Origin of the sequence: Chryseosolibacter histidinae, assembly GCF_018598225.1 — a bacterium.
Classification (GTDB): domain Bacteria; phylum Bacteroidota; class Bacteroidia; order Cytophagales; family Cyclobacteriaceae; genus Chryseosolibacter; species Chryseosolibacter histidini.
In genome coordinates, this window is the sequence record NZ_JAHESF010000050.1 from 19956 (window position 1) to 43886 (window position 23931).

18 protein-coding genes are annotated in these 23931 nt (G+C 51.9%); 6 read left to right on the forward strand and 12 right to left on the reverse strand.

Annotated elements, in window-relative coordinates:
* Window positions 1-5: 5 nt before the first annotated feature.
* From KK083_RS28555 to aceA, 3 genes are all read left to right on the forward strand, one after another.
* Window positions 6-374: a hypothetical protein gene (locus tag KK083_RS28555; protein ID WP_254169564.1), complete on the forward strand. Its 369-nt coding sequence runs from the start codon at window positions 6-8 to the stop codon at window positions 372-374.
* A gap of 28 nt (window positions 375-402) precedes the next feature.
* On the forward strand, window positions 403-2019 hold the full coding sequence (gene aceB, locus KK083_RS28560; RefSeq protein ID WP_254169565.1) for a malate synthase A: 1617 nt from the start codon (window positions 403-405) through the stop codon (window positions 2017-2019).
* 140 nt (window positions 2020-2159) lie between these two features.
* On the forward strand, window positions 2160-3467 hold the full coding sequence (gene aceA / locus KK083_RS28565) for an isocitrate lyase (protein ID WP_254169566.1): 1308 nt from the start codon (window positions 2160-2162) through the stop codon (window positions 3465-3467).
* A gap of 365 nt (window positions 3468-3832) precedes the next feature.
* Here the strand turns inward: aceA and KK083_RS28570 are convergent, their stop codons facing one another.
* The 8 genes from KK083_RS28570 to KK083_RS28605 all read right to left on the reverse strand — a co-directional run bounded on the left by KK083_RS28570 (window position 3833) and on the right by KK083_RS28605 (window position 13938).
* Entirely contained in the window at window positions 3833-4723 is an 891-nt protein-coding gene (locus tag KK083_RS28570) for an EamA family transporter (protein WP_254169567.1), read from the reverse strand.
* A gap of 32 nt (window positions 4724-4755) precedes the next feature.
* A complete protein-coding gene (locus KK083_RS28575; RefSeq protein ID WP_254169568.1) occupies window positions 4756-5142 on the reverse strand; it encodes a hypothetical protein in 387 nt (128 codons plus the stop codon).
* A gap of 113 nt (window positions 5143-5255) precedes the next feature.
* Window positions 5256-6908 (reverse strand): RagB/SusD family nutrient uptake outer membrane protein, encoded by a 1653-nt coding sequence (locus KK083_RS28580; protein WP_254169569.1) that lies wholly within the window; start codon window positions 6906-6908, stop codon window positions 5256-5258.
* Window positions 6909-6919: 11 nt separating this feature from the next.
* Entirely contained in the window at window positions 6920-10255 is a 3336-nt protein-coding gene (locus KK083_RS28585; RefSeq protein ID WP_254169570.1) for a SusC/RagA family TonB-linked outer membrane protein, read from the reverse strand.
* Window positions 10256-10282: 27 nt separating this feature from the next.
* Window positions 10283-11305 (reverse strand): FecR family protein, encoded by a 1023-nt coding sequence (locus tag KK083_RS28590; protein WP_254169571.1) that lies wholly within the window; start codon window positions 11303-11305, stop codon window positions 10283-10285.
* A gap of 175 nt (window positions 11306-11480) precedes the next feature.
* Window positions 11481-12068 carry an RNA polymerase sigma factor gene (locus tag KK083_RS28595; RefSeq protein ID WP_254169572.1) on the reverse strand — a complete coding sequence of 196 codons (588 nt, stop codon included), beginning with the start codon at window positions 12066-12068 and terminating at the stop codon, window positions 11481-11483.
* Between the two features lie 138 nt (window positions 12069-12206).
* Window positions 12207-13400: a formate-dependent phosphoribosylglycinamide formyltransferase gene (gene purT / locus KK083_RS28600; protein WP_254169573.1), complete on the reverse strand. Its 1194-nt coding sequence runs from the start codon at window positions 13398-13400 to the stop codon at window positions 12207-12209.
* A gap of 115 nt (window positions 13401-13515) precedes the next feature.
* The gene (locus KK083_RS28605) at window positions 13516-13938 is read right to left on the reverse strand and encodes a response regulator (protein ID WP_254169574.1); all 423 of its coding nucleotides are present in this window, start codon (window positions 13936-13938) and stop codon (window positions 13516-13518) included.
* A 342-nt stretch (window positions 13939-14280) separates the two neighbouring features.
* Here KK083_RS28605 and KK083_RS28610 point away from each other — a divergent pair, with 342 nt between their 5' ends.
* Complete coding sequence (locus KK083_RS28610; RefSeq protein ID WP_254169575.1) at window positions 14281-14694, forward strand: response regulator; 414 nt, start codon at window positions 14281-14283, stop codon at window positions 14692-14694.
* Between the two features lie 196 nt (window positions 14695-14890).
* Here the strand turns inward: KK083_RS28610 and KK083_RS28615 are convergent, their stop codons facing one another.
* Entirely contained in the window at window positions 14891-15781 is an 891-nt protein-coding gene (locus KK083_RS28615) for an SMP-30/gluconolactonase/LRE family protein (RefSeq protein ID WP_254169576.1), read from the reverse strand.
* Window positions 15782-16092: 311 nt separating this feature from the next.
* Here KK083_RS28615 and KK083_RS28620 point away from each other — a divergent pair, with 311 nt between their 5' ends.
* Window positions 16093-17676, forward strand: a complete 1584-nt coding sequence (locus KK083_RS28620) for a hypothetical protein (protein ID WP_254169577.1) — start codon at window positions 16093-16095, stop codon at window positions 17674-17676.
* A gap of 130 nt (window positions 17677-17806) precedes the next feature.
* Here KK083_RS28620 and KK083_RS28625 read toward each other — a convergent pair whose 3' ends face one another.
* Both KK083_RS28625 and KK083_RS28630 read right to left on the reverse strand, forming a co-directional pair.
* A complete protein-coding gene (locus KK083_RS28625; RefSeq protein WP_254169578.1) occupies window positions 17807-19327 on the reverse strand; it encodes a TolB family protein in 1521 nt (506 codons plus the stop codon).
* A 179-nt stretch (window positions 19328-19506) separates the two neighbouring features.
* A complete protein-coding gene (locus KK083_RS28630) occupies window positions 19507-20940 on the reverse strand; it encodes a S41 family peptidase (protein WP_254169579.1) in 1434 nt (477 codons plus the stop codon).
* 165 nt (window positions 20941-21105) lie between these two features.
* Between KK083_RS28630 and KK083_RS28635 the strand changes: the two genes are divergently transcribed.
* Entirely contained in the window at window positions 21106-21993 is an 888-nt protein-coding gene (locus KK083_RS28635) for a YihY/virulence factor BrkB family protein (RefSeq protein ID WP_254169580.1), read from the forward strand.
* A 97-nt stretch (window positions 21994-22090) separates the two neighbouring features.
* On the opposite strand, the gene KK083_RS28640 is transcribed toward KK083_RS28635, so the two are convergent.
* The coding region (locus tag KK083_RS28640; RefSeq protein WP_254169581.1) for a BamA/TamA family outer membrane protein at window positions 22091-23931 on the reverse strand (1841 nt) is incomplete at its 5' end.

Sequence of the window (23931 nt, forward strand, 5' to 3'; positions counted from 1 at the left end):
TTCAGATGGTTACTAGTTGCCTGTTGCCAGTTGCCGGTTGCCTGTTGCCGGTTCATTTTGTGTTTATTATTACTACTGAGTTTCTCAATCGAAAGACACCGAAAAAACTGACGGCATTATCGAGCTTCCGCCAACCGATTTACCAAGATTCCGAACGCAATGCTGTCCTCGCCCCAACCGGCCACCCGGTAACTGGCAACTGGCAACAAGCCCCATTCGCCGATCAGCGAACAAAAATATTTTTCACACAATCGTTAAATCTGAAACCCAAAAACCGCCTCCCAATCCAAATCAATCGTTTACGCCTGGCTTATAAATGTAGCGAAAAAAGTCTGTCAGCGAAAATTCGCTTGATTTTAAGCCCCGGCTTTTGAAGGTTTGTGTCACCAAATCACCGGAATTATGAACCCAATCATGTCAGAAACAACCACCATGACCGGCAACATTCGGCTCAAAGGCGAGCTGAAAGCAGGTTTTGAAACAGTGCTTACACCCGAAGCCCTCTCCTTCCTGGCGTTCCTTCACGACCAGTTCGATACCAGAAGGCAGACCCTGCTCGTACAGCGAAAAGATCGGCAGGCCGAGATCAATGAAGGACATTTTCCCACTTGCCTGCCGGCCACCGAAGACGTGAGAAAGAATGAATGGAAGGTTGATCCCGTACCGCCGTGCCTGCAGAACCGGCGTGTGGAGATCACCGGCCCGGTTGACCGGAAGATGGTCATCAACGCACTGAATTCAGGCGCCAATGTTTACATGGCCGATTTTGAGGATGCTACTTCGCCCACATGGCAGAACATCATCGAAGGTCAGATGAACCTGCAGGATGCCGTGCGAAAGGAGATCAGCTACACTGCGGCTGACGGAAGATCGTATCACCTGAACGATGAAGTGGCCGTGCTGATGGTGCGTCCGCGGGGCTGGCATCTTGATGAAGCACACATCCTCATCGATAACAAACCGGTATCGGCATCACTGACTGATTTTGCTTTGTTTGCCTTCCACAACGGCGCCCTGTTGTCAGCCCGGGAACAGGGCCCGTTCTTTTACCTGCCCAAGATCGAAAGTCACCTCGAGGCGCGTTTATGGAACGACGTGTTCAACGCCGCTGAAGACATGCTCGGACTGACCCAGGGCACCATCAAGGCGACCGTGCTCATCGAGACCATCACGGCCGCGTTTGAAATGGAAGAGATCCTGTACGAGCTCCGCACCCACATCGCCGGACTGAATGCAGGCCGCTGGGATTACATCTTCAGCATCATCAAAAAATTCCACCGTCACCCGCAGTTCATGATGCCGGAGCGGGCGCTGGTGACCATGAACGTACCTTTCATGAGTGCTTATGCGCGTCAGCTGGTGAAAGTATGCCATAAACGCGGCGCCCATGCCATGGGTGGTATGTCGGCCTTTATTCCCAGCAAGAACGAAGCCGTAAACAGGAATGCCTATGAAAAGATCCGCAGCGATAAGGAACGCGAAGTGATGCAGGGCTATGACGGCACCTGGGTGGCACATCCTAAACTGGTTTCTGTTGCCAGGGAGATCTTCGACAAGGTGCTGGGAGATCAACCCAACCAGAAGCACATGATACCCGCGCACGATGATGTCACGGCAGCGGAGCTCCTCGATGTAGCCTCGGCCAGGGGTACCATCTCCGAGTATGGGTTCCGCACCAACGTGAACGTGGCGCTGCTTTACCTTGAGTCGTGGCTGAGTGGCACCGGGGCTGCGGCATTGTATAACCTGATGGAAGACGCTGCCACCGCCGAGATCTCCCGTGCCCAGTTGTGGCAATGGATCAACCACCGCGCCATGCTGGAAGACAACCGTACCATTACCACGGCATTGTACCAGGAGATCTGCGACGAAGAGTTCGACAAGATCAGCGACGAATTCTTCACCGCGGGCAAAGACGCATCACGGCTGCAAACAGCACGCCTCATCCTCGATAAGCTGGTGCTATCACCAACCTTCGAAGATTTCCTTACCCTCAAAGCATACACTTACATACAGTGATAGATATGAGATGTGAGATAATACCGAGTGACTCGAAAACCGCCCGGTCTCATCCCGATAGCTATCGGGACTCAAGTCTCACATCTAACTTGAAACTTCAAACTTGAAACTTTAAACTTTTAACCTCAAACTTTCCGAATATGAACAGGCAGGAGAAAATCAGTCAGTTAACCCATAGCTGGAATCACGACACAAGATGGCGCGGTATCACAAGGCCTTACACGGCAGCGCAGGTAGTAAAACTTGCAGGCACAGTTAAAATAGAACACACGCTGGCAAAGCTCGGCGCTGAGCGGCTCTGGGATCTCCTCCATACGGAAAGTTGCGTGACGGCATTGGGCGCCCTTACCGGCAACCAGGCCGTGCAGCAAGTACAGGCGGGACTAAAAGCCATTTACCTTAGCGGATGGCAGGTGGCTGCCGATGCCAATCTTTCAGGGCAAACCTACCCTGACCAGAGCCTCTATCCGGCAGACAGTGTACCGGCCGTTGTGAGGCGTATCAACAACGCCCTGCTACGCGCAGACCAGATCCAGCACGAGACCGGTGAGGGAAATGTATACTGGATGGCCCCCATCGTGGCAGATGCGGAGGCGGGCTTCGGTGGCAACCTCAACGCGTTCGAGCTGATGAAGATGATGATCGAAGCAGGCGCCGCTGGTGTGCATTTTGAAGACCAGCTCTCATCGGCCAAGAAATGCGGCCACCTCGGGGGAAAGGTGCTCGTGCCCACACGTGAGGCCATCGACAGGCTTGTTGCTGCCAGGCTTGCCGCCGATGTGCTGGAAGTGCCCACCCTCATTGTAGCCCGCACCGATGCCGATGCCGCCACCCTGCTCACCAGCGACATCGATGAACGCGACCGGCCATTCATTTACGGGCAACGGTCACATGAAGGTTTCTACCAGGTGAAGAATGGTATCGATCAGGCCATCAGCCGGGGCGTTGCATATGCACCGTACGCCGACCTGGTGTGGTGTGAGACATCGCATCCCGACCTCGGGCAAGCTTACGAATTCGCCCGCGCCATTCATGCGCAATACCCCGGCAAGTTGCTGGCGTACAACTGCTCACCATCGTTCAATTGGGCCGCTAAGCTTACGGAAATGGAGATGCTCAGCTTCCGCGAACAGCTCGCCGCCATGGGATATAAATTTCAGTTTGTGACGCTGGCAGGCTTCCACGCCCTGAACACCAGCATGTTCGAGCTGGCACTCGCCTACCGGCAGAACGGTATGGCCGGATACGCTTCCCTGCAGCAAAGGGAGTTCACGCTCCAGCATGACCATGGCTTCAGGGCCGTCCGTCACCAGGCCTTCGTAGGCACCGGCTACTTCGATGCCGTCCAGGAAGTGATCACCAATGGCCAGGCTTCCACCACAGCGTTGAGGAATTCTACGGAAGAAGCGCAATTCGGAGAAGTGAAGGCGGTGCCGCTGGTTGCGTGAAAAAAAATTGACAGTTGACAAGGCTCTCACCCTTCAAGGGCTTTTCAGGTGCATCACTTTATGAAAATTGGTATACGCCACCTGCAGAACCCTTGAAGGGTTGTTCCGTGGACTAATCGTACCTCGTATTTCGTACCTCGTACTTTTTAGCAAGACCGATATTCTGAGCAAGGCACGTGTGTCGGCATGCGGGGAGCGAAGAATCCCGTTGTAACGAAGTGCACACGCATAGAGCAGATGCAGTTATAAGTGCGCGGTGACGGTCACGGGATCCTTCGCTCGCACACTGCCCCGCACAAAGACACCACTCAGGATACCGGTTTCTATGGGGCCGCGGCCGTGGACTGTCGACTGTGGACCGTGGACTATTTACTCACCACTCTTCTAAAATTCGGATAATTAAAAATCACCAGCGCCACCGCAATGATCGCATACCCCGTCAACTGGATGGCGTTGATATGCTCGTGAAAAACAACGAATGCCAGCGTGAAGTTGATGATGGGGTTCACATACATCAGGATGCCGATGGTAGCGGAGTTGATGCGGTTGAGCGCAAAGAGGTTCAGGAACAGGGGAACCACGGTGAAGATCACGGCGATCATGGCAATGAAGGCGTAGAACCTCGTGGCCGATGGAACACTGCTCACCAGTGTGTTGACAAACAGGGTCAGGATGAGCAGCGAGAACAATACCTGCACGCCCAGGATGATCATGCGGTCGAAACCCTGGTTCTTGCGTTGTGAGATCAGGTACAGCGCGTAGGTGAACGCTGTGAGAAAGCTGTAGCCCAGCTCGAGCGTGGAGTTGAGACCCATCAGCACACAACTGATCGTACAAAGCGCCACGGCGATCCACTGCAGCGTTGTCATCTTCTCTTTGATGAGCACGTACCCCAGCACCGCCGTGATCACAGGGCAAATGAGATACGAGAACGACGCCGTTTTGATGTTGATGTTGTTCACGATGTAAATAAATGTGAGCCAGTTCACGGTGAGCAACGCGCCGCCAACGAGGGTGAGCGCGATCACCTTGTTTCGCTGCGTCGATGCCAGCGACCGAAGGTTTGTGAGGTTGGTTCTAAGGTCGTTACGCTTGAAGCCGAAAATAATGACCGCCAGCACCAGCACCGAGGCCAGGATCCGGAAGTAAAGGATCTCCCCTGCTGAATAGTCTTTTAAGGCACGGAGCGGGATCGAAAAGAATCCCCACGTTACGAAGGCTGCGATCGCCGCAGCGTAATGCTTGCTGTTGCTCATGATTGAAGGGGCGAATATAACAAATCGCTTGGCTATTCCCCGTTCACTTTTTTCTCCTCGCGTTTGGTGATGATCTTTTCCTTTTTGATGTCGATGCGCAGGAATGCGTACAGGCTCATGTAAACGTTTGCGATCCATACCAGCGCAAAACCCCCGATGAGGTAGCCACGCCAGTCGTCGAACAGCAGCTTGTATTCGGTGATGGCGAGCATCAGAATGGTCACGTAATGGCTGAAGCAGTACTCGCAGGTAAAAAGATAAAAGAACTTCCGCACAGGCAGTGACGTTGCGTCCTGGCTTCTCCGTGTGCAATATTCCCGGGGTTCTTTGAAAACTTCCTCATGAGTAACAGTCCATGCCATGCAGGCAATGGGAATGGCCAGAATGAACAGCCAGATGATTTGTGTATCGAGATCCATCTTTTAATAAGAACACCTGATCCCTTAAAATATTCTGCCAACATGCCCAAAAACAAAAAAGGCTGCTTCGCGATGGAAGACAGCCTTTCTGTGCGCAAGGCATATGCAAGGGTCTATTTAGGATAACCGTCGTTCTGGCCAAGGTTCGGATTCAGCACGCGCTGCCGCTGCGGAATGGGAAACAGCTTGCGGGTTGGGTCAGTAGGCACGTGATCCCACCATGAGGCCGTGGTAAATTTGTTCCAGCGGATCAGGTCCTGCCGGCGGAACCCTTCGAAGATGAACTCGCGGCCTCTTTCGGCCAGCAGCTCATCCAGCGTAAGCGTGTTGACAGTATAGGCACGTGAAGCCCAGTCGGCCGGAGCAAAAGCGCGTTTTTTACTGTCGTTGATCAGCTGCACAGCCTCGCCGGTAGCAACGCCACCGTTCTTACGCATCAGGGCTTCTGCTTTTGCAAAGTAGATCCAGGTAAGGCGGTAAGCATTCCAGTCGGTGCTGTTATAGCTGGCGTGGGTCAGGTTGCCGAGCTTGTACTTGTTGAAACGGATGCCGCTGTTCTCTTCACCCTGTGTCATGTCTGTGGGCAGGAGTTCGGGATCTGTGCCGTTCTGCGCAGCCTGTTTGTTCTTGCGGATATTATCGACGAACACCAGCGGCTGACCTGCATACTCATTGCCGCTGCCGCCCAGCACGGGTGATGAAGGATTGTCGTACCGGAATTGCGGTCCTGCCAGCAGCCAGGTGGATTTCCTGAGGTCCTCATTTTCGAAAGTGGAATAGACACCAGGGATCAGCACCACGCCGTCATTTCCATTACGGGCGCCGCCATAGATATCGCGTTGGTTGAAGTGGTAGAAATCTCCCGGCCATTGCGGCTGAAAGTTCGAGGTCTGAAATTCGTAGGCAATGGAAAAGATCGTTTCCTTCGACTGGTGGTTATTAGGCCCGAACCCATCCGTGATGTTGACATCGAGCGCCATGGTGGCATCGTTTTGGCCCCCGGCCTCTCCGTTGATCAGCTTGTTGGCGGCGGCGATACAATCATCCCACCGTGCTGTGCCGGTCCAGACCTCTGCGTTGAGGTATAATTCAACGAGCATGGCATATCCGCCGGCCTGCGACATACGGCCCAGCATCGCTTTCGAAAGTTTGGGAGCCTTGTCGATGTTGTCCTTGATCTCCTTCTCGATGAAGGCGAACACCTCGGCCCGTGGACGCGACGGAGGACTTACCGGCTCTCCTACTTTGGTTACGATGGGAATATCACCATACAGGTCCATCAGCTTCAGGTAATGGAATGCCCGCAGCAGCTTCAGCTCGGCGATAAAGGCATCCTTTTCTTCCTGTGTGATGCCCATCGACTGGATGCTTCTTTTTTCCAGGTTCTCGATCGGGTCGGTACACAGCCCGAGTCCCCACCACATCAGCCTCCACGGGTTCCAGATAAAGTCATCGTCAACGGTCCAGGTATGGTAATGCAGACGGATCCATTTGCCGCCATCCTGACCGTGCCTTCCTTTCACAGGCCATGCAAGCTGGTCGGCAGAGAGTTCACCGATCCGCCACCATCCGTCCTGCCCCGGGGTCATCCAGGCATTGGCGTGGGTATAAGGGCGCAGCACGGCTGACACCACTTCGTTCTTGTTGTTATAAAAATTATCCGTGAGCAGCTGGTCGTATACATTTTCAGAGAGATCGGTGCAACCGGCCACCACGAGCGCCAGCACAGCAACACAACGTTTCAGGTATGTCTTCATGGGTTTCATCTTGGTTCAGGTTAAAATCCAACATTAAGTCCTATCAGGAATGAGCGCGTGCTCGGATATGGGCCGCGGCTGTCGATGCCAGGACCAAGGCCGGTGTCGTTCACAAAGTCAGGATCATTGCCCGAGTACTTGGTGAAGATGGCCAGGTTCGATCCGTTCACATACACCCTGAGGTTGCGGATGTACGATGTGGGCAATCTGAAATTATAGCCGAGCGATACTTCGTCCAGCTTCAGGTAGTCACCGGGCTCGAGATAATAATCCGAGTACTGATAGGTGTCTTTCAACGCAGCGTGATCGGTGAACGCACTGCGCAGCAGGTTGGTTTTGGAGACCTGGTTGCCGTACGAGATCTGCATGGTATTGAGGATGTCGTAGCCGAACTTGCCGCGCATGTAGATCCTGAGGTCGAAATTCTTATAGGCAAAGCTGTTGGTCCAGGAGAGATAATACTTGGGGATCGCGTTGCCGATCACCGCGAGATCAGACTCCTCCGGGTTGATGGAGTTGTTGATCTGATCGAACGGAACCTTGCTGCCATCGCGTTTGTAGAAGAGCCATTTTCCATTCTCGTCGAAGCCGGCGAAACGTTTGCCGTAGAAAGTGCCGAGGTCGCCACCTTCGAAGGTACGAATGGCATCACCGAGTGCGCCGAAGCCGCCGATACCACCGTAGGTTTTATAGTCGAGCTTATAAACATCGTTGGAGAAGCTCTCCATGGTATTTTTTGCCGTGCTGGCAGCCACGTCCATGCGCCAGGTGAAGTCGCCTTTGGCCATCACCAAACCGTTCAGGGTGATCTCGAGGCCTTTGGTAGCAATAGTGCCTACGTTGGTGTAGATGCTTTCGCGCACAAACGGAGGCAACTGTGACGTATAGGTTTCAAGCAGGTCTTCCGTTTTACGTGAATACAGCTCGAAGGCGCCGCTGAGCCTGTTGTTGAACAAGCTGAAGTCGAGTCCGATGTTCAGTTCTTTTTTCTTCTCCCACCTTAAGTCGGGATTCGGGTTCCGGTTCGGGCCATAGGTCTGCCGCCAGATCCCGTCAGGGTTGATGTAGTTGCCGCCGGTACCCAGGGTAACAAGTGATGAATAGTTGCTGATGCCGGAGTTTCCGGTAACACCGTAGCCACCCCGTATCTTCAGATCGTCGAGGAATGTTATGCCTTGCATAAAGCTCTCACGGCTGATGTTCCAGCCCGCGGATACCGCCGGGAAATTTCCCCATTTGTTGTTGGATCCGAAGCGCGACGAACCTTCGCGGCGCAGCACAGCCTGTACGAAATACTTCTCATCGAAGGCGTAATTGATCCTGCCAAAGAAGGCGATGATGGTGTTGTCATTCTTGAAGCTGCTCATGCCTGCCCTGCCTGCTGCGAGCGCGCTACCCGTACCGATGTTGTTATCCTCGAAAACATCGTTGATGAATCCTGTGTTGCTGGCATCAAATCCTTCGTTCAGTTCATACCGCCAGCTATAGCCCGCGATGGCGCCGATGGTCTGTTTGCTGGCAAAGCTCCTGGTATACTCGAGCGTGGGTTCGATGGCGTAACGTTGCTCGAGCGTGGTACCCCGGTAAGCATAACCACCGTTCCTGCCTTCGGGCGTTGTACTTTCCACGGAAGATTCAGAATCACGGAGCCGGTACTGGCTGTCGTGATACTGGTTCCGCTGCAGCGCGCCGAAGAACGATCCCTTCAATCCCGGGATCAGCTCGAGCGATACTTTAGCGTCCACGGAGCTCGTCTGTTGCTGCCGGCGGCTGGTCTCCTGGTACAGGCGTGCCACCTGGTTGGTACTGGTGCCCTCGAAATAGTAAGTGCCGTCCGGGTTTGTGATCGGAAGCGTTGGGTTCCTGATCAGCTGGTCTTCCCAGCCTCCGCCTCCCAGCAGGTTGGCATTGTTAAAATTGGTGGCCAGGTTGATCTGGGTGCTCAGCTTGTTATTGAGACCGCGTTGCTGCAGATTCAGCCTGAGACCATACTGTTCGCGGCGGTTCTCCAGGGCAATGCCTTGCAGATCCTGGTAGTACAAGCTGGCGCGGTAGCTTGTATTATCGGCGCCACCGGAAAGCGCCATCGTGTGATATTGCGACAGGTTGCTGTGGTTGACGAGCTTGTCAAAAGCATCGATGGAGCTGCCGTAATCGGTTCCGTCAGGCAATGAGCCATCGGCTATTTTTGCGCGGTATTCATCCGCCGTCAGGAACTTGGGCCTGCGCTGAATGTATTCGCGCCTGATGTAGGTGGAGTAGTCGAATTTCGGAGGGCCTGGTTTTCCTTTTTTGGTGGTCACGAGGATCACACCACCGTTGGCCTGGGTGCCGTAAATAGCCGCGGCTGAACCATCTTTCAATACATCGATGGAGGCGATGTCTTCCTGTTGCAGCAGGTCGAGGTTACCACCGGGGATGCCGTCGATGACTACGAGTGGTGATGTGCTTCCCGTCAGGGAGGTGATTCCCCTGATCTGGATGCTTACGCCGCTGTTCGGGTTCGTTCCGCTGGTCCTGGTGATGGTGAGACCGGCAACTTTTCCCTGGATGAGGTCCAGTGCATTGCGTGCGCCGCTCTGCCGGAACTCTTCAGCTTTGACGGAAGCTACTGCGGCGGTTATCTCGGCCCGCTTCTGGGTGCCGTAACCCACCACTACAACTTCGTTGAGCGTGCGGATGTCAGGTTGCATCTGAACATCGATCGCCTGGCGGTTCATCAAAGGTACTTCCTGAGAAAGATAGCCGATGAACGAAAATACAAGTGTACCGGTGCCGTCCGGTGCTTCCAGTTTGTACTGGCCTTCGGCGTCTGTCACCACGCCGATGTTCGTGCCTTTTAATAAAACGTTTACGCCTGGCATGGCATCTCCGAGCTCCGTTGTCACTTTCCCCGACACGGAGAAAACAGCGATCTCAGAAAGCAGCTCTTCGCGTGTAGAATCCGAAACAGACAGGTAGGGTGCCAGTTTTCCGGTGCCGGGTTGTTCGCCGATGATCTTCTCTTTGATCCGTGAGGTGATCTTGGGTTCGTCGCGCTCGAGTATAATGTAGATCTTGTCTACTTTCTTATAGGTGAGGCCTACAGGGCTCAGCACATTTCTCAGGGTCTCTTCGATGGAAGCAGTGCCATTGGTCCTTGCATCCACTTCGATCTGCTGGATGTTCTTGTTGTTGAACATGAAATAGATACCGTGCCGGAGATGCAGTTCATGCATCACCTTTTTCAATGGTTTGAAATGCGAAGTGGAAGAATGCTGCGAGGCCGAGGCATAAAACTCCTGTGCATACGAGCTGCTGATGCATTGCACCGTGATGACAGCCAGGAATGAGCTGATGAGTAAACGTTTTTTCATGTTTGGTGATTAAGGTTTTACATTGGGCTATTCAATCAGTACTTCTTTACCCTCCTGTTTAAAGGTGAGGTTAAAAGCAGCGGACAGAGCTTTGAGCAGTGTGTCGAGGTTGTCTGTGGGCACAACACCCGTCACCTCTATATTGGGATCAGGATTTTTCTTGATCACTACCTTGAGGCCATACGTTTCTTCTATTCTTTGCGCGATCTTTTCCAGCGAAAGGCCGTCGAGGATCCATTCGTTATCTTTCCAGGCGCTGTAAACCCTCGGATCGACAGTTCGCTGAACAGGTTCTTTTTTCCTGCCCGAGATCTCCACCATATCGCCGGGGTTCATCATGATGGTTTTGTCAGGCAACGTGAGCGCTATCTTACCGGTATTGAGCACCACGCGCGTGTCACTCCGCTCCGATACCGTGAATTCCGTACCGAGCACATTCACATCGAGCGTGTTGGTATGCACAATGAATTTCACGGGTTCTGCGTTACCTGATGCGCGCTTTTTCTTGCGTACAGAGAAGAAAGCTTCACCCTGCAACCACACTTCCCGGTCATTTTCCCATCGGCCCAGGGTCAGCTTTGAATTGGCGTTCAATGTCACCACTGAGCTGTCGGGCAACACGATCTTGTGTGTCTCGCCGAAGCTCGTCTGGTAAGAAATGGCCTTGTCGCTATACGGAGCATACAACCACACGCCGGCGAGCAATAAAATACCGGCGATGGCCGCGGCTGCCTTCCACCACAGGCTGATGGTGCGTGTAGGCTGCAACGTTACCGGTGGCGCTTCTGCCTGCTGGCGATTGGTTGCATTGATGCGTTCCCAGATATTTTGAGTAGCCTCCTGCGCATCCGGATGCGGCAGAAAGGTCATCGAGAGCACCAGGCCCCGCGCCTCTTCTACCACAACCCGCTTGTGCGGATATTTGCTGAGCCATGCTTTCCAGAACTCGTTGCCTTGCGGGTCGGCCCGCTTCACCCACTGAACAAAGTCAGGGTCAGTAGCAAAGTCTTCTACTGAGTAGTTTTCGTAGAGCTTGTGTTTGTCATTCATATACATGTATGTTGATTAAAGGATGTAGTTGCAGTTTTTTACCAGGAATATTTCGGGAATTTTTTTGAGGGCTGGGGTCAGTGCTGTAAAAGACTGATCAGCAAACGCTTATAACTGAAGATTTGTCATTGAATGGTGAGGGTCCGTATATAATAGTAGTATTGGCCGGCGCTGGTTATTCCAGGAACACCGGTAGCAGGCTGGCGTGGCTGAGCTGTTTTCGAAGAGTCTGAATAGCAGTATGGACCTGGTTATAGACCGTGCGAATGTTCAGCCCCATGATCTCCGCGGTTTCGGGATAGTCAAGGTTGCTGAAGTAAAGTAAAAAAATAGCTTCACGTTGTCGTGGTGGCAGTGCCGTTACAGCCTCCATCAGGTGTTTGTTCCTGCTGGAGGAGGTCTCCGCTTCGATCATTTTTTCTTCCGGCGATGAAGCAGTTTCCGGCAGCGTGTTGGTGAACTCATTCCCACGGTTGTGCTGCCTGGTACGCGTTTCAACTGCTTCCAGGATCCTCCTTCTCAGCGATTTGAACAGGTAGTATTTGATGGCGTTGGTCTCGCCCAGCGAAGCACGGTGCTGGAACAGGTACACAAAAAGGTCGTGCATACAATCTTCCACCAACGGCCTGTTATTCACCACATAAAGGCCATAGCTGAACAGCTCCACGGAATGGCGGTGATAAATGTATTCATACGCTTTATCACTTCCTCCCCTGAAAAGATTCCAGATCTCTGCGTCGCTATAGGAAGAAAAACTTTCCATTGTAACCAGTAAGCACTCCGTGGTTGAAGTGTAGTGTAAGGCAAAATAGTGAAAAGTTAGGTACGAAGTACGATTTACGAGGTACGAAGTAATGCAGATCGGGCTACCGTACCTCGTACTTCGTATCTCGTACCTAAACTAAAGTGTATAGTGGATGCCCGCAGCAGCCCTATTCGCTTTTTCCCTGGCTTGTTCAACAGACGATGCCCTGGCGAGGCATACACCCATTCGCCTTTCTCCGTTCACGTCGGGTTTTCCGAAAAGGCGAAGTTGTGTGTCAGGTTCTGACAGTGCCTGTTCGATGCCGGAGAAGACAACATTCTGCGAAGTGCCTTTTACCAGGATCACACTGGAAGCGGATGGACCCAGCTGAACGATGTTGGGAATGGGCAGGCCGAGAATGGCCCTCACATGCAACGCAAACTCGGAAAGATCCTGGGAGATCATGGTGACCATACCGGTGTCATGTGGCCGCGGTGACAGCTCGCTGAAGTAAACCGTATCACCTTTGATGAAGAATTCCACGCCGAAGATGCCGGTGCCGCCGAGCGCGTCAACAACCTTGGCTGCGATGCCCTGCGCCTGACGTAAAGCCTCGTTGCTCATAGGGTGTGGCTGCCACGACTCCTGGTAGTCGCCATGTTCCTGGCGGTGGCCGATGGGTGCGCAAAATGAGATTCCGCCTTTGTGACGGATCGTGAGCAGGGTGATCTCATAGTCGAAGTCAATGAAGCCTTCGATGATCACACGGCCTCCGCCACTGCGCCCTCCCTCCTGTGCGTATTGCCAGGCGGTGTCTATGTGCTGTTCATTTTTTACAACGCTCTGCCCTTTGCCGGAAGAGCTCATGATGGGTTTCACCACGCAGGGCATGCCGATGGCTTTGATGGCCGAGATAAATTCTTCTTTGGTTCCTGCAAACCGGTAAGGTGAAGTTCTGAGGCCGAGCTTCTCCGCTGCCAGTGTGCGGATGCCTTCGCGGTTCATGGTGAGGCGTGTGGCGTTGGCTGAGGGAATCACCCGGTAACCTTCCTTTTCAAGTTCCACCAGTGTATCTGTAGCGATGGCCTCAACTTCCGGGATGATGTAATGAGGTTTTTCTTTTTCGATGAGCGCACGCAACGCCTGGCCATCCAGCATGGAGATGGTATGTGCGCGGTGGGCAACCTGCATGGCCGGAGCATTTTCGTACCGGTCTACGGCGATCACCTCAACGCCATAACGTTGAAACTCGATCACCACTTCTTTGCCGAGCTCGCCCGAGCCCAATAACATAACTTTGACCGCCGATGATTTCAGCGGTGTGCCTATCGTGAGGTTTTCCTGAGACATGCTCAATCTGATGCTTAAGGATCAGGGCGCAATGTAGGGCTTATTCTCAGGTAGAAAAAAGTAATGTTTAGTAAATCGGTGTGGTAGGTGTTGGATGAAACCTAACCCTAAATGGCTATTGTAAAGGAAGGTCTGTTAGGGGAAGGTCTCTGGTTTTGCCGGCGAGCGCCACCACGTTGTTCATTTTTAAAAGGTCCATCTCAGAAAATACAACGGGTTTCTCGATGCACATATGAAAGCCCGAGCCAAGGATCCGTTCCAGGTCGCCTCTCTGGAGCAGGGCGGTCATGGCGACAAAGGTGGTTTGGGGTGTTAATATTTCCTTGAGCTTATTGAGTATGTTAAGTCCACCGAAATTTCCCCAGAAGTGGATCTCGATAAATACAATGTCGAAAGGCGTTTCCAAGGCTTTCGCCACCCCCTTTTCCGGGGTATCGAAAATATGGATCGTTACATCGTTCCTGCCCTGAAATATCCGCTCATAGATGAAACGATTCACATGATCGTCTTCAAAAATGGCTATCACTTTTTTGTTCATGGTTATTCCAAAGGTATTCCGGATCACCCTATTACATTATCAGTGCCATACTCTGGAAACAGCTTTAAACGGCAAAAAGGTCCCTTTTCGTCTCTTATAAATTTCCGGATTTGGGAGCTTTCAAACAGGCCGGATACAATAATGAGCGTGAAGTGGAAAAAAATCTTTGTCTGTTTTGAGCGCCTTGTGCCGGCGAATATGCCGATATTTTTTTTGAATTACGCATGTAATAATGAGGGCTTTTTATGATAATTATTGCGATATTAAAATGACCAATTTAATCCTTTTAACCTAAAAACCGAATTCAGGCAGTCCTTCCCGATGGAAAACTGCCAGCCAACTATGTCAAAGACCGGACCTATCATCATCATAGACGACGACCCGGACGATCAGGAGATGATCCACCGTATTCTCTCGCGGTTAACACCGGAAACGGAGCTTAAAAAATTCAACGACGGAGAGGCAGCACTGGCTTATTTCCTCAGCACAAAAGACCGGCCGTTCATTGTACTTTGTGACATCAACATGCCGCTGATGAACGGACTTGAGCTGCGAAAGAAGATGGAGACCGAGCCCATGGTCAAGCAAAAGATGACCCCCTTCATCTACCTGACCACAACGGCTAGTCCAGACCAGGTCCTGATGGCGCACCACCTTGCTGTTCAGGGCTTTTTTGTGAAAGGGCAAAGTTACAACGAGCTCAAGGAAACCCTCACCGATATCATGGCGTACTGGAAGCGGTGTGAACGACCTTAAATGGGTTGCCAGTTGCAGGTTGCCAGTTGCCGGTTTAGACCGGGGACACTTAGACTATCGAGCTATGGTCTAAAACTGGAAGCATAGCTCAGTCAGTAGATGACCACTGCACTCACTGGCAACCGGTAACTGGCAACGATAAATAAAAACGCAGGACCCTTTCAAGCCCTGCGTCCCTTTGTAAATATCTGACCGGTTACTTCGTAACCTCGTAAGCCATCACCTTGTTCTTGAAGAAGCCGGGTACCAGCAGCAGGTTTTTCTCCTGGATGTATTCGATATCGGCCGCGCTCACTGAGTCGGCGCGGGTATCCAGCACGAGCGTTTTTTTCCACTCAGGGCTGATGTAATGCACCATACCATTCCAGCTTGATACAAAGTAGGCACCGTTGCCGATAGCCTCGATGCCGTCGGGGTTTTCAATACTGTCGGTACGCACCGTTACCTGTTTGCCGGTAACGTCTATCGTATTGAGGTTGGTGCTATCCCACAACACCATCAGCATGGTTCCGTTTTCGGCGAGCAGACCGTTCGGGCCGGCCAGTCCTTCCAACCACTTCGAAAGCTTGCCGTTCTCGATCACTGAAATGGTACCGCCTCCGGTATCGCTGATGTATACTTTTCCGGTAGCATCCGTTGTGATGTCGTTCAGGAATTTGGCACCCGCTACGGAGTGGGTTTTGGTGATCTTGCCGGTAGCCGGATCGATCTCGTGTACCCGGTCGATATCTGCCACATACAACTTGCCATTGGCCAGTCCCATTCCCTTGGGCGCATCCATACCTTTGGCCCACTGTGCCTCTGTTACCTTGCCATCAAGCGATACTTTGGAAATGAAGCCATTGCCATCCTTTTTGTCGGGCACGCCATTGATGTTGGCTACGTACAGCACGTCGCGTTCCTTGTCGTAAAGAACCGATTCACAGGTTGTTAAAACGGTATCGGTTTCCCACTTCAGCTTCAGTGTCACCGGCGGAGGTGCAACAGCAGTCGTATCTGCCGTGGTCGCAGACGATGTTTCTTTCTGGCTCTGGCATGCAAGGGCAATGACGGCCAGGGCAGGCATCAGTACGTTGAGTTTTTTCATAGTTCGTTTTGGTTTGCGCGCAAATATAATAAAGTCCACGGTCCACGGTCGACTGTCCACAGCAGATTCGTATGAACAGTATGTAAAATCTACTTTCATGAAACTGGTTACGGTAAAAGCCAATCGTCACAGTGCACGGATATCGGTAAGTTTCTCTACTTTCTTTTTTTGACACCCGATTGCTTTACTTCTCGATTTCACTTACTTTCATTCAGGATTCCTTGAGCCGCTGTGATCGTGCTGGCTAGCCCACCTGGAATTTCATCATCAATGATTCAACGATAGCCAGGCAACAATTCCTGGGTAGTACCATGGACGAATTAAAGAGCAAGGTCGCAGAGCATTATCTTTCCCTGGCACATGCGAAAGCCGAAGGAACGTCCAACGCTATCATCATCTGGACCATCTCCCTGGTATACATCTGGTTTTTTGGTATCGAAAGAATCCATACGGACTATAGAGACCTTAATAATCTCGTCAACGAAAAGGTCGTGATCAACCAAAAGATCAGTGAGAAAAGAGACTCTTTACGAGCGAGGTATGGTATCCTGAAAGGGCTGGACGAGGCGCTGATCGAACAAAAGGTCTACTATGATAACGCCTATAATGAGGTAAGTAATGATCTTGGGAATGCGCTGGTGACCAAGAAGAATGAGATCGAAGCGGCGAAAAAAGAAATTAACTTCAAGATCCCTCCTGATATCGATGTGCCAGTAGATCCACAGTATGCACCCCTGGCATGGAGCCTCCTGCTGCTGGGGTTTCTGGTGTATGTTGGGGCTTCAAGGGCAAGGATCCTGAACTTGTGTGCCAAGACGCTCAGGATCTACCGGCATGACTTGTCATACAAACCCGAACACTTTTCAGATTTCATTTCAATGCCCTTCTGGATCGCGCCGTTACCAACAAAAGATAGTAAGGTGTTCGCGGATGACCTCTGCCATGCGTTGGGATGGCAGCGGCAGAAAATGAAAACCACAGTTTATGTGCTGATCGGCATCTTCGTTTTCTTTGTACTCCAGTTGCGTGTCATGTACATCAATTTTGAAGTAGCAGACCAGTTCACGAACGATGTCAGGCATGTATTTTTGGTCCTCAACCTTTCCATCCTGGGTTGGCTCATCTATTACTTCATCCACTGGTTCAGGCAGCTTGTAGTTCCAGACCACTATGCCAATGAACCCTCCCCCAATTCCCTGCGCCGGCGCGACATTCTACGCATGTCAGCGTTCAGCCTCTCTTTCGGCCTGCTGTATCCCGTCGTAAAGGTTTCAGAAATTGTTTTTAAGCCACGGGTACCGAGATTCAGAAAGCACATTCCCAGCTTCACTTCCAGGCTTGCCCCTGGCTATTATTTTAACAACCTCAGCTCAACCATCCATTACGTCAATAGCGATCAGAAGATCCGCTCCATTGTCTGCATCAACCAGGATAACCTGCAGCCTGAGTCAGTGGCGTCCATTAGCGCCTTAACGTCCTTTAAAACTGTCAGTAATAAACGGGTGCACCTGGCTACATCTTCGCAGGTACTTGAAACAACCGCTTTGGAATTGGTGAGCAGTGGGAAACCGCTCGATGCCATAATTTTGTTAAGGGCTTCAGTTTTTCATGACCTTTTCTTAAAGAGTCGTAATTCACAAGACAAGCCCGTGGCGTTTCAACACAAGGTCACCCAGAAGCCAGGCTATAGGATCTACGATCTGCTGGCCGGATTATCCGTCAGGTTTGAGCCGGACAGGAGAAACCTGAAAGTCTTGCTGCGGATATTGAGAGATTCAAGAAATGTAGCACAGTTCGAGACGCGGTACAGCAAATGGAACAACGAGAAAAGTATATGGTTTCAGAAATGGAAGGATAAGAATAAAAAGATCAAATGGTCTTCCACTTTGGTTTAAGGATACATTTTAATATACAGTCCGGTCTTCTAATGTAAGATACTCGTGCTCCGCAAGCGAAAGCCTGTGGACAATACGAAAGATGGGGGTTCGAATCCCTCCCGGGCAGCTTTTATCGCATGCCCCTCCTTTAATATTTTTCAGAGTTGCTCACAAATGAAATGAACTTACTATCCGGTGACCAGGAAGGAACGTTGATGGTTCCCTGGCCACCGTACAGGTAGGCGATCGCTTTGGGTGCTCCACCACCGGCAGGCATCAGCCGCAGCATTACCCGTTTGTAAAAGGGATGATCGTTTGGATCGATGTCCTGAGGGAAGGAGATCATTACCAGCCACTTCCCGTCAGGAGAAATGTGTGGGAACCAGTTGTTGTACTCATCGAAGGTCAGCTGTTCCTTGCCGGAGCCGTCGGGTCTCATGCGCCAGATCTGCATTGTGCCAGAGGGGTTCGCATTGTAATAAATGTATTTTCCATCGGGAGAATACTCGGGACCATCGGCATGACTTGTTTTGTTGTCGGTGAGTTTGGTTTCCGCCCCGCCATTGATGGAGACCTTGTAAATATCAAAGGTCTTGCCATCGCGCTGGCCCACAAAAAGTACCTCTTTTCCATTGGGAGCCCAGCCATGCCAGTACGAAGGTGTTTTTTCCGTGACTTGCTTCGGTGTTCCACCCTGGAGGGGAAGCACATAAACAGTTGAGCCGCCTCCCGGTAATCCATCGCGGTGGTGACTGATGGCCAGCATCTTTCCATCGAAAGAAATGCCGTGGTCGTTGTTGTTCCTGTTAGCGGTGCCGGTGTTCACTTTCTCCGGGGTGCCTCCTTCTATGGGGATCATAAAAAGAGCGCCATCCTGGTTGAACAACAGCTTTCTGCCATCAGGCATCCAGTTGGGCGCCTCAAAACGGCTTTTAGACTCGTGGATCACCTTGCGCATGCCGTCGGCAACATTCAGGATCTCGAGACGTGATCCCATAAATCCCTGCTGGTAAGCATTGTAAGAATCCGCTACGGGTTTATCGATGCGCACGTTCCAGACACGGGCTTCTTCCACCACATCTTCATTGTGTGAGCTGATGAATATGCCGGCCAGCACTTCATCCGTAAGCGCCTCCATCTCATGTGAGCCGATGGTCTGCAGGGGTTCGCCCCAGTGCGCTGCCCTCATGGTGATCTTTTTTCCGGATCGCTCGAGCTGCAGGGTGCGGTAGTGCTTCTTGGGCGCGAACAGCTCATCTTCGGGATCTCTCATGTGTGAACCCTTCAGTGGACGCCACTGCAACACGGTAAGTCCATCGCCATGCAGCGTAGCCGTGATATGCGGTGCATTGTCGTCGGTGGTTTGCCGTACCATCCAACCGATCTTGCGATGGGCATCGGTGCCACTACCCACGAATTCGAAGTCGGCCGTAACAATAAAGTCTCCCTTGAGCTTTTTGAAAGCATATTGGAATTCGTCTCGTCCAAACCAGATGTTGTACCCGGCGCCCTTCAGGGTATAGACCTGCGATGAAGCATCGAATTGTACACTGCCTTTCTTTTTAGGGTTGCCAACGTCAGCGCTGGCCTCGAAGATGCCAACGGGATTTTGCTGAGCTTGTACAGTTCCTGACAAAACCAGCAGCATGAGTGGTAGAAATGCTCGCATTTTCCGGGTAGTTTAGATAAAGATGAATTTATCAAAAATTGCCCGGAGCGCCGAAGGAAGGTCACTCTAATTAAAAAGTGAGCAGGAAAGAGTCCACGGTCCACGGCAGTGACGAGTTACGTTTTTTGCTCACCTGCGATCCGATAGCTATCGAACGAAGTACGATCGTGTAGTTTACACTACTCTACCGTGGACTGTCGACTGTGGACGGTGGACTGGACTATCAGACTAAAACCCCTCCGCTTCTGATCCAGCGAGTGACCGATGATCGGTCTTGTTTCGCGTGATGGTGCACGGCCTGTTGTTGCTGTGCCGGTGATCTGGGCGATGGCCTGGCTGAGCAATGTTTCGCGTGTATCGCCGAGGGGATAGATGAACAGGCTGTTATCTTCGTTCAGCACGTTGGGGGTAAAGCCGTTCCCATAGTCAGACTGGTCGAGGCTGTTGTATACTTTCACCACAATGGGCTGCATGCCCCAGGTGTTGGAAGCGTTGTTCTCTTCGTAAAGCGATATGGAACCAACATTCTTGCCATAGGTGACATCGCCGATGAGGAATACATCCATGAACGGTTTCAGTGCGTTGATCACAAGCTCGCTGGCGGAAGCGGTACGGGAGCTGGTGAGCACATAAACACGGCCGCCGGAGAGCATGCTGCCGATGTTCGAAGCCTTGGAGGTGAACTTGGCGATCAGGAAATCAGCGCCATAGCGCGGATCGTCAACGATCTCCTTTTCAACCTGTGTGTTGTACGATTTTCGGGCGAATACTTTTGTGTTGTCTATACCCTTGCCGATAAAGCTGGCCAGGCTGTTGGCAGCGTCTTCACCCCCGCCACTGTTGAAACGCAGGTCGAGCACCAGGTCTGTGATGCCGCCCGACTTGAAGGTGGCAAAGATGTTGGCCATCTGGGCATCGTAGGCGTTGGGATTGCTATCGGTGCCGCTGGCGAAGAAATTATAAACATAGTAACCTATCTTTTTTCCGCCCACTTCCAGGATGCGGTTCATGTAGTGGGGATTCTCGGCGTATTGAATGGTGGTGAGCGAAATGGTTTTTTCCGCATCGAACTGCTGCTCGTTGACCAGCAGCGGCTTGTACCGAAGGCTGTGGTTCTCCTTTACCTGGGCCATTACCGTTTGATAATTGGAGACAGTGATTTGCTGATCGTTGACACGGGTGATGAGGTCGCCCCGCTTGAGGCCGGCGGCTTCGGCCGGTGACGAGGGCTTCACATACAGTATCTGGGCCACCACGTTGTTGCTCGATTCGTTCTCGCGGTAAAGCACATATTCATAACCGGCTTCCTTGCTGATGCCCTGGAGCGAGTTCAGCAGATCCCGGTAGTTATCCTGGATCCAGGAAAAACGATCTTCGGAAGAGAGCAGCGATTTGAAGAAGGTTTCCGGGTCTGTGTTCTTGTTGGGAGACGCGGGAAGCTGGTCGTTCCAAAGGTACCAGAATTCCATGGTATCAAAGATCCAGTTGTTGACCTTGGCATCTGCGGTCAGCGGCTGTGGATCATCCTCTTTACAGGATAACAGGAGCACAAGCAGCAGCAGAACGGGCTTGAAAGAGAACAAGGAAAGAAGATTGTTACGCACTTTTTTCATAGATAACCAAGAAACGAATTTACGCCATTAATTGTATCACCGGGTACCGTTTTTGCCGTTGAAAATCCCCTTTTACGAGACAACCGCATCGGTTCCGGGTATGATTCTTTACCTGCAGGCTGGTGATCAGTTGTTTAGATGCCACCGGGATTAAAGACGATACTCATGGCCCTCAAAGAAGCTTTTAAGCTGCTCAGCAAAAAAGAGCCGCTGGTATTGTCTTCTTCCACCGCCTTTTTCGCCACCTTTTCCATTTCGCCCATCATCATTATACTGATCAGCCTCTTTGGACTGTATCCGCAATCTGAACGCATCAACAATCACCTGTTCCAGTCCATCGGTTCCATCTTCGGAAGGGAAACCGCCTGGCAGATAGAATCGATCGTTAATAATTTTATGTCCATTGAAGGTAACTGGTTCATCACGCTGGCCAGTGGTGTCTTTTTTATCTTCGTGGCCACCACGTTGCTGAGCGTGGTCAAACATGCCATTCAGAAGATCTGGCATCTCAGGCCCAAGCCGCGCCTGAGATTAAAGTATCACTCGCGCGAGAGAGGAACACTCTTCGGGGTGATTGTGTTCACGGGTGTGCTTTTTCTGGTATCGGTGGTGATCGATACAAGCCTCGGTATGTCGCTCGACTACCTGCAGGCGGTCTGGCCGGGTGCCGCCATTGTGATGGTGCGGGTGTTGAACGTGCTCTTCTCCGTAATTATAGTGACCATATGGTTTACCGTGCTTTTTAAGATCCTGCCCGAAGCAAATATTTCATGGGACACCGCTTTCAACGGCGGACTGCTTACCGGCATCCTCTTCAGCATCGGCAAATGGCTGCTGCATGAAGTGCTGGTCTATGCGCGTTTCGCCACCATCTTCGGCGCCTCGGCTTCATTTGCCCTGCTCCTGCTTTTTGTTTTTTACTGCTCGTTCATCCTTTACTATGGAGCGGCGTTCACCTACCAGTACAGCGAAATGAACAACGCTCATATCTGCGCCGGGAAATATGCGGATGAATATGAGGAGCGGGTAAAGGAAGACGTGAGTAGCCCGTAGTGAAAAGGTAAGAAGTACGATCCCGATAGCCATCGGTAACGAGGTACGATAACTGCACCCCGTACCTCGTCCATCGTACTTCGTACCTAATACCTAACTAGAATAGGAAGCCCAACCTCACATAAAACAACGCTCCTTCTTCCGAAGCCCCTACCTCCGTCGAAAGCACGCCCATATTGAACGGTGTAAACCAGATGCCGCCGCCCCAGCCTTTGTGCCACACCTCAGATTTTCCGCCAGGCGCAGAAGGATCGATACCAGCAGCGTCTTTATACCATACCCTTCCGAGGTCGTGAAAACCCAGGATGCCCAATGAAGCCGGGAAAAGGTAAGTGCGAAGGCTGAGCAGTCTCATGCGCACCTCCAGGTTTGAATACAGCTTGCTGTCGCCATAAAAGCGGGTTTTCCGGAAACCCCTCAGCTCCGTTTTTCCATCCAGTATCTGAGCCTGGTAAAACTCATAGTTGCCAGTGTTGACACCGCCACCGATGCGCACGGCAAACGTCATCCTGGAAACAGCGCGAAACGAATGATAGAATGAAAGCACGCTTTCAAAAGATGAAAAGGTGCTCGCATGTTTATCAAGACCGGCCATCGATCTGCCGGTAGTGGTCCACAGAAGTCCACGACGCGTAAACTGTCTGCTGTTGCGTTTGTCGATGGCGAGCTCCCATGCGCCGCCTGCATAGACGTTGTACTCGTCGAAAAGATTGTACTCCAGCGTATTGGCATATTCTTCTATGAAGCGATCCTGGCCGGCACTGGGTTCCTCCATCTCTATCCGCTGAAAGGCAGGCCCGATCTTGAATGAAGCGCTTCCGAAATTCCGCGAAAGCGCCGGCTCTATTCTCAGCTCCTCAAAACGATACCGGTAATAGTTGATAGAGTTCTTCACTTCGATGCCGGGAACAACTTCAATATCGTCGTTGTAAATGCTCTCGTTGCCCATACCGAAGAAGTTGTTCACATAGTTGGGCGAACGGAGATTCACATCCATTTCAAAATTCCATTTTCCAACCACTTCTGTGAATTTTCCCTGGTACCTGAAGCTGAAAGACTGTGTGAGCGGAGCGATGCTCGCCATAAAGATATGGCGTTGCTTGAACGGCTGCTTGCGGAAGCCATGCGCGATGTTGAGAAAACCGCCGCCGATGAACAGCCCATCGTCAGGATTGTAATTTCCAAACAACAGCGGTGCAAAGAGGTTGTACCGGAACGACATCCTATCATACGCATTCACTTCCGGCACATCAGATGTCATGTCTTTTACCCGGGTACCGGGGCTCAGCTTGAACTGTCCCGTCTGGTCATACAGGAAAGCGCGGGCATTACCTCTCGCCTGTGCGCTGTCAGCGAGCTTGTCACTGCCTTCACCGCCGATGACGCGCAACGTAACAGCTTTTCTGTGGGGCGATCCTGTAATGATAAAATCGTCGTCGCCGCCAAGGCCATAAAGCCTCACTTCACGGGTCTCGTGCCTTTTAAAGTGCCGGTCATAAAGCATTTTTCCCGGCTCGCCTTCTTTGGTAACCTTGAACACTTTCACGCGCACATCGCCGCCCGGTAACCGGTCAACCTCAAACCGCTCGCGCTTGTCCGAACCGGTAACCTCCACTTCGCGCGCCAGGAACTCATAGAGTGATACAGCATATCGGTCGAGCTTGTCACGGCGGTGCTTCAGATCGCTGACAATGCGTGGACCATGCAGGTTGTAGATCGGTTCGGGCCATTGCCTGATGGCGTGTTCGATGGCTTCGTCTGTAAGTACAGCCTGGAGCGCTTTAGCCGTGCTCACCCACTGCTCTTTTGATAAAGCCGTGAGAAACGTGCGATCGAAATAACGGGCGTTGAATGATAAACCCGGCGCCCAGTCAATGTCACTGTCAAACCCTTCGAACTTGGGCAGCGCCCACCGGCGGCTCCAGAGCCTGGCGATCC